The organism is Streptococcus suis YS161, from assembly GCF_002760245.1.
Classification (GTDB): domain Bacteria; phylum Bacillota; class Bacilli; order Lactobacillales; family Streptococcaceae; genus Streptococcus; species Streptococcus suis_I.
Map to the genome: position 1 here is coordinate 1 of NZ_ASCA01000058.1, position 5,361 is coordinate 5,361.

Consider the following 5,361-nt stretch of genomic DNA (forward strand, 5'->3'; position numbering starts at 1 on the left):
GAGGAAAATCACATGAAAATAATTAACTTAGGCATTCTGGCTCACGTTGACGCAGGAAAGACAACATTAACGGAGAGTTTATTGTATACCAGTGGTGCAATTGCAGAACCAGGGAGCGTAGATAAAGGCACAACAAGGACAGATACAATGAATTTGGAGCGTCAAAGGGGAATCACTATCCAGACAGCAGTGACATCTTTTCAGTGGGAGGATGTAAAAGTCAACATTATAGATACGCCAGGCCATATGGATTTTTTGGCGGAAGTATACCGTTCTTTATCCGTATTAGACGGAGCAGTATTATTAGTTTCTGCAAAGGATGGCATACAGGCACAGACCCGTATACTGTTTCATGCACTACAGACAATGAAGATTCCGACAATTTTTTTCATCAATAAAATTGACCAAGAGGGGATTGATTTGCCAATGGTATATCAAGAAATGAAAGCAAAGCTTTCTTCGGAAATTATAGTGAAGCAAAAGGTTGGGCAGCATCCCCATATAAATGTAACGGACAATGACGATATGGAACAGTGGGATGCGGTAATTATGGGAAACGATGAACTATTAGAGAAATATATGTCAGGGAAACCGTTTAAAATGTCAGAACTGGAACAGGAAGAAAACAGGAGATTCCAAAACGGAACGTTATTTCCCGTTTATCACGGAAGTGCTAAAAACAATCTGGGGATTCGGCAGCTTATAGAAGTGATTGCCAGTAAGTTTTATTCATCAACGCCTGAAGGTCAATCTGAACTATGCGGGCAGGTTTTTAAGATTGAATATTCAGAGAAAAGGCGGCGTTTTGTTTATGTGCGTATATATAGCGGAACATTGCATTTGAGGGATGTTATTAAAATATCTGAAAAAGAGAAAATAAAAATCACAGAGATGTGTGTTCCGACAAACGGTGAATTATATTCATCCGATACAGCCTGCTCTGGTGATATTGTAATTTTACCAAATGATGTTTTGCAGCTAAACAGTATTTTGGGGAACGAAATGCTGTTGCCGCAGAGAAAATTTATTGAAAATCCTCTCCCTATGCTCCAAACAACGATTGCAGTAAAGAAATCTGAACAGCGGGAAATATTGCTTGGGGCACTTACAGAAATTTCAGATGGCGACCCTCTTTTAAAATATTATGTGGATACTACAACGCATGAGATTATACTTTCTTTTTTGGGGAATGTGCAGATGGAAGTCATTTGTGCCATCCTTGAGGAAAAATATCATGTGGAGGCAGAAATAAAAGAGCCTACTGTTATATATATGGAAAGACCGCTTAGAAAAGCAGAATATACCATCCACATAGAAGTCCCGCCAAATCCTTTCTGGGCTTCTGTCGGGTTGTCCATAGAGCCGCTCCCTATTGGAAGCGGAGTGCAGTATGAAAGCAGAGTTTCACTTGGATATTTAAATCAATCGTTCCAAAATGCGGTTATGGAGGGGGTTCTTTATGGCTGCGAGCAGGGGCTGTATGGATGGAAAGTGACAGACTGTAAAATCTGTTTTGAATATGGATTGTATTATAGTCCTGTAAGTACCCCCGCAGACTTTCGGCTGCTTTCCCCTATCGTATTGGAGCAGGCTTTAAAAAAAGCAGGGACAGAACTATTAGAGCCATATCTCCACTTTGAAATTTATGCACCGCAGGAATATCTCTCACGGGCGTATCATGATGCTCCAAGGTATTGTGCAGATATTGTAAGTACTCAGATAAAGAATGACGAGGTCATTCTGAAAGGAGAAATCCCTGCTAGATGTATTCAAGAATACAGGAACGATTTAACTTATTTCACAAATGGGCAGGGAGTCTGCTTGACAGAGTTAAAAGGATACCAGCCAGCTATTGGTAAATTTATTTGCCAACCCCGCCGCCCGAATAGCCGTATAGATAAGGTTCGGCATATGTTCCACAAGTTAGCTTAACAGCTTGCAAAAGTCATATAAAATGAGATTTGAAAGGATTAGAGACTAATTATGATGAAATGCGAATGGATATTGTGTCCTGTTTGTGGGAGCAAAACCCGTAATAAAATTAGGAAGGACACTGTTTTGGAGAATTATCCCCTTTATTGTCCAAAATGCAGACAAGAAAGATTGATTAAAGTTGACAACTTGAAGATAACTGTCATCAAAGAGCCAGACGCTTAAGACGCAGAGCCGATGAAATTGTGGAACAATTCACGAATCATCGGCTCTTTTTGTTTCGTATTTGAAAGAACAAACTCACCAAATAAAAAAAACGATATTCGGGTGGGTTATTTTGTTATACCCTAAATTACCCTCTGAGTAAGCACGACCTTAAAGACTTAAAGGAACGGTGCAACGAGCAGAGCTGGGAACAGGGCTTGCATGTGCCGGAGAAAGGAAAGACATTTGCTGGAGAAGTCCGGGAAGAAACGGTGGCATGGAGCAAAGACACCTACCAGCTTTTGAAACAGGCAGAGCAGGGAAAGGTCAAAAGCTATGTGCAGGATATTGCCCTTGCGGTGCTGGATTGTAAGGAAACAGCGACCAGCCGGGAAACCTTTATCCGGCTGATGAATGAAAGAGGGTACGGGGTGGACTGGCAGGACAGCCACAAGTACATCACATATACCGACTTAGCCAGGGAACAGGCAGGAGAAAAGGCTTGTAAAATCAGGGATAACAAGCTGGAAAAATACTACAATATGGATTTTGGAAAGGAGAGTATGGAGCATGAGTTTGAGAGAAATGCACGAACAGCAGAAGCAGAGCAGTCCAAGAGAGCAGCTTCAAGAGTTAAACCGACAGAGCCGGACAGAGCTGGAAAACAGTCTGCTCAAAGAAGCGTTGGCGATGTCGAGCGAGAACTGCGAGGAATTGATGAAGCAGTCAAATCAAGAACAAGTGAGGGCAGAGCAGAACAGGCAGAGAGACGCAGAGCAGAACAGGAAGCTCATCAGCGAGCTGAAGCAGAGCGTAGAGCTGCTGAAGAACAGCAACGAATTGCTTCAAGACGCTATATCGGGCGAGATTGGGAGCCTGAAAGATGAGGTTAAGGAAAACACCGTCCAAGAGGTTAGAAAGGCGTTACAGGCGAATATAGAGGCTATACAGAGGGCTACAAAGCTTCTTGAGAAGCAGTCTGATACACTTACGAGCGTGATGAAGCAGAAGATCCGGGAGCTTGAGGAAAGTAAGAACAGTTTTTTTAGATATGAGGGCTTGAAGTTGTACCTGTTTTGGGGCGGTATGGTCTGCAAAGGCTGTAACTACAGGGGGAAACCATTGTGGTTACAGCCTTTTTTGCGTTTTTGTGGTAAAATGATGAATGAACAGTATCAAATCGTTATCGGCAAAATTTTACCCAAACGATATAGAAAGCTAAAATGGAGCTTTGGATTCCGATAACTAAAGCTAAAAAAATACCAGTTAATCTATCTGATACCTTTTAACGATATCTCGATAGGACTTAAAGGCGAAATCGCGGTTCGCTTCCTGCAAGGAACTGAGGTAGATTTATAGAGTAAAGAAAGGCTGTGACGACAGTGGGAACCCACTGTGGTTACAGCCTTTTTTGCGTTTTTGTGGTAGAATCAAATTGTAGAACAATTTGGAGGTCATAAGATATTAGTCGACTTTATGATTCGATTGAAGAATCCTTCCGATTCAGTGAGTATTTGAATTTCAGCGATTATACTGAACTAAAGAATTTTAATTCAAATAGTGTTGTATTCGAAATTGAAAACAAAATAGATGGTCAGTTAATTAGTTTTGAGGCTGATACAGATATTAACGCCTATGAAGGATCCGAAAGTTTCCTATATTTAAAGTATAAAAAAGATGGAAGTTCAAGTTCAGAATCAATTGGAAGAGTGTCCTATACTAATGGAGAGGTTGAATTCGATGAGTTTCAAGGTACTTATATGCCGGTCCAGATGGATGGTGTTTCAGAGCACGAACTGTCTAGATTAGGTAGTAAAATGGTTGATATAATAAATAGTGATTTTATAGACTATAGGGATTTGGTGGGAAGTTCCGAATATTCCATTATTAAAGACGGTGGTTCTTATCCAATTTTAGATTTACCATGTCAAGAGTGTGGAGAGTATTGGATATGTATTGACGAAGCTTTTACTGACAGAGGAAAGTGTTTGAACTGTGGAGAAATAAATGAGGTGACAGGCTGTGAGCGTTGTGGCGGCTATGATTTTGGTACACCTAGTGATTATGACTATCCATTTTTATGTGATAGCTGCTGTAATTACTATAAAGAAGAGTAAATAAATTCCGTTCCACAGTATCATTCTAAAATAACTTTCAATCCCTTTCGTCTATTAGTATAGAAGAAAGCTCTCAGCACACGTGGAGTGCGTAGTGTTGCTACAACGAAGCAACGGGTAAAAATCCTTTATTTTAAGCACTTTTTCAAGCATTTTGTCTTTATTGAAAAGAGTGATTTTGACATAAAAAAGGTTCAAAAAAAGTACATTGATGTGAACGTCTGTTTGGATGTCGACTGCGTAGACAAAAAATAGATACGTCATAAAATATAATATTTCAGCGAGAACATTTTAATAAGTGTTCTCGTTTTTTTATTTTCAGGAGGAATTCATGAAAAAGAAGGAACAGTCATCACGCCAAATCGTGATATGTCATCTCGTGACTATTTTAGGAGTTGATATTGTGAAAGCAACTCAGCTAATTGATGAATTGGAACAACTAGGTTTAATCCGATTTGATGAATTTGGAAATGTTGGAATATTAGTCTTGGAGGGACAATCATGAAACGTATTACCGCTAATCAATATCAGACATCAGAGCGTTATTATAAACTCCCAAAAGTCTTGTTTGAGAGTGAACGTTATAAGGATATGAAGCTGGAGGTTAAGGTAGCCTACGCGGTTTTAAAGGATCGGTTGGAGTTGTCTTTGAGTAAAGGTTGGATTGATGAGGATGGGGCTATTTATTTGATTTATTCCAATTCAAATCTGATGGCACTTTTAGGCTGTTCAAAGTCAAAACTACTCTCTATCAAGAAAATATTACGCGAATATGGCTTAATCGATGAAGTCCAACAGTCCTCTAGTGAAAAAGGTCGAATGGCAAATAAAATTTACTTGGGGGAATTAGAACATGAAACTACCCCAGTCTTACATACAGACGGGGCTAGTGTTAAAAAAACACTAGGGGGGTCTCAAAGAAAGACGGGGCCGGTCTTATATTCAGCCCCTAGTGAGACTGAAGGAAGTGAAACTGAATATAGTGAAACTGAAGGGAGTGATTTCCTTATTGAGGACGAGGAGGAGAGGCAGCTAGTAGATGAGAAACAAGAAGAGAACTTTACTTCAAAAGTCGATGGCGTGACCAAGTACGATCGAGATTATATTT

General features: G+C 40.0%; 6 protein-coding genes. All 6 read left to right on the forward strand.

The window, feature by feature from the left end:
• The first annotated feature begins 12 nt into the window (after positions 1 to 12).
• Positions 13 to 1,932, forward strand: coding sequence for a tetracycline resistance ribosomal protection protein Tet(O) (tet(O), locus tag SST111_RS07740; protein ID WP_014636291.1), 1,920 nt, complete (start codon positions 13 to 15; stop codon positions 1,930 to 1,932).
• A 54-nt stretch (positions 1,933 to 1,986) separates the two neighbouring features.
• Positions 1,987 to 2,157, forward strand: a complete 171-nt coding sequence (locus SST111_RS07745) for a cysteine-rich KTR domain-containing protein (protein WP_004614788.1) — start codon at positions 1,987 to 1,989, stop codon at positions 2,155 to 2,157.
• 251 nt (positions 2,158 to 2,408) lie between these two features.
• Entirely contained in the window at positions 2,409 to 3,023 is a 615-nt protein-coding gene (locus SST111_RS07755) for a hypothetical protein (protein ID WP_202848239.1), read from the forward strand.
• A gap of 627 nt (positions 3,024 to 3,650) precedes the next feature.
• Positions 3,651 to 4,253 carry a hypothetical protein gene (locus SST111_RS07765; RefSeq protein WP_257211821.1) on the forward strand — a complete coding sequence of 201 codons (603 nt, stop codon included), beginning with the start codon at positions 3,651 to 3,653 and terminating at the stop codon, positions 4,251 to 4,253.
• A 331-nt stretch (positions 4,254 to 4,584) separates the two neighbouring features.
• Positions 4,585 to 4,758: a hypothetical protein gene (locus SST111_RS07775; RefSeq protein WP_099810541.1), complete on the forward strand. Its 174-nt coding sequence runs from the start codon at positions 4,585 to 4,587 to the stop codon at positions 4,756 to 4,758.
• Positions 4,755 to 5,361 (forward strand): replication initiator protein A (locus tag SST111_RS07780; protein ID WP_099810542.1); only part of this gene is annotated, 607 nt, incomplete at its 3' end. The genes SST111_RS07775 and SST111_RS07780, both read left to right, overlap by 4 nt.

Excerpts from the sequence above, each read along its gene's own strand:
- SST111_RS07775 (WP_099810541.1), top strand. The coding sequence starts at position 4,585 with ATGAAAAAGAAGGAACAGTCATCACGCCAAATCGTGATATGTCATCTC.
- SST111_RS07745 (WP_004614788.1), top strand. The coding sequence starts at position 1,987 with ATGAAATGCGAATGGATATTGTGTCCTGTTTGTGGGAGCAAAACCCGT.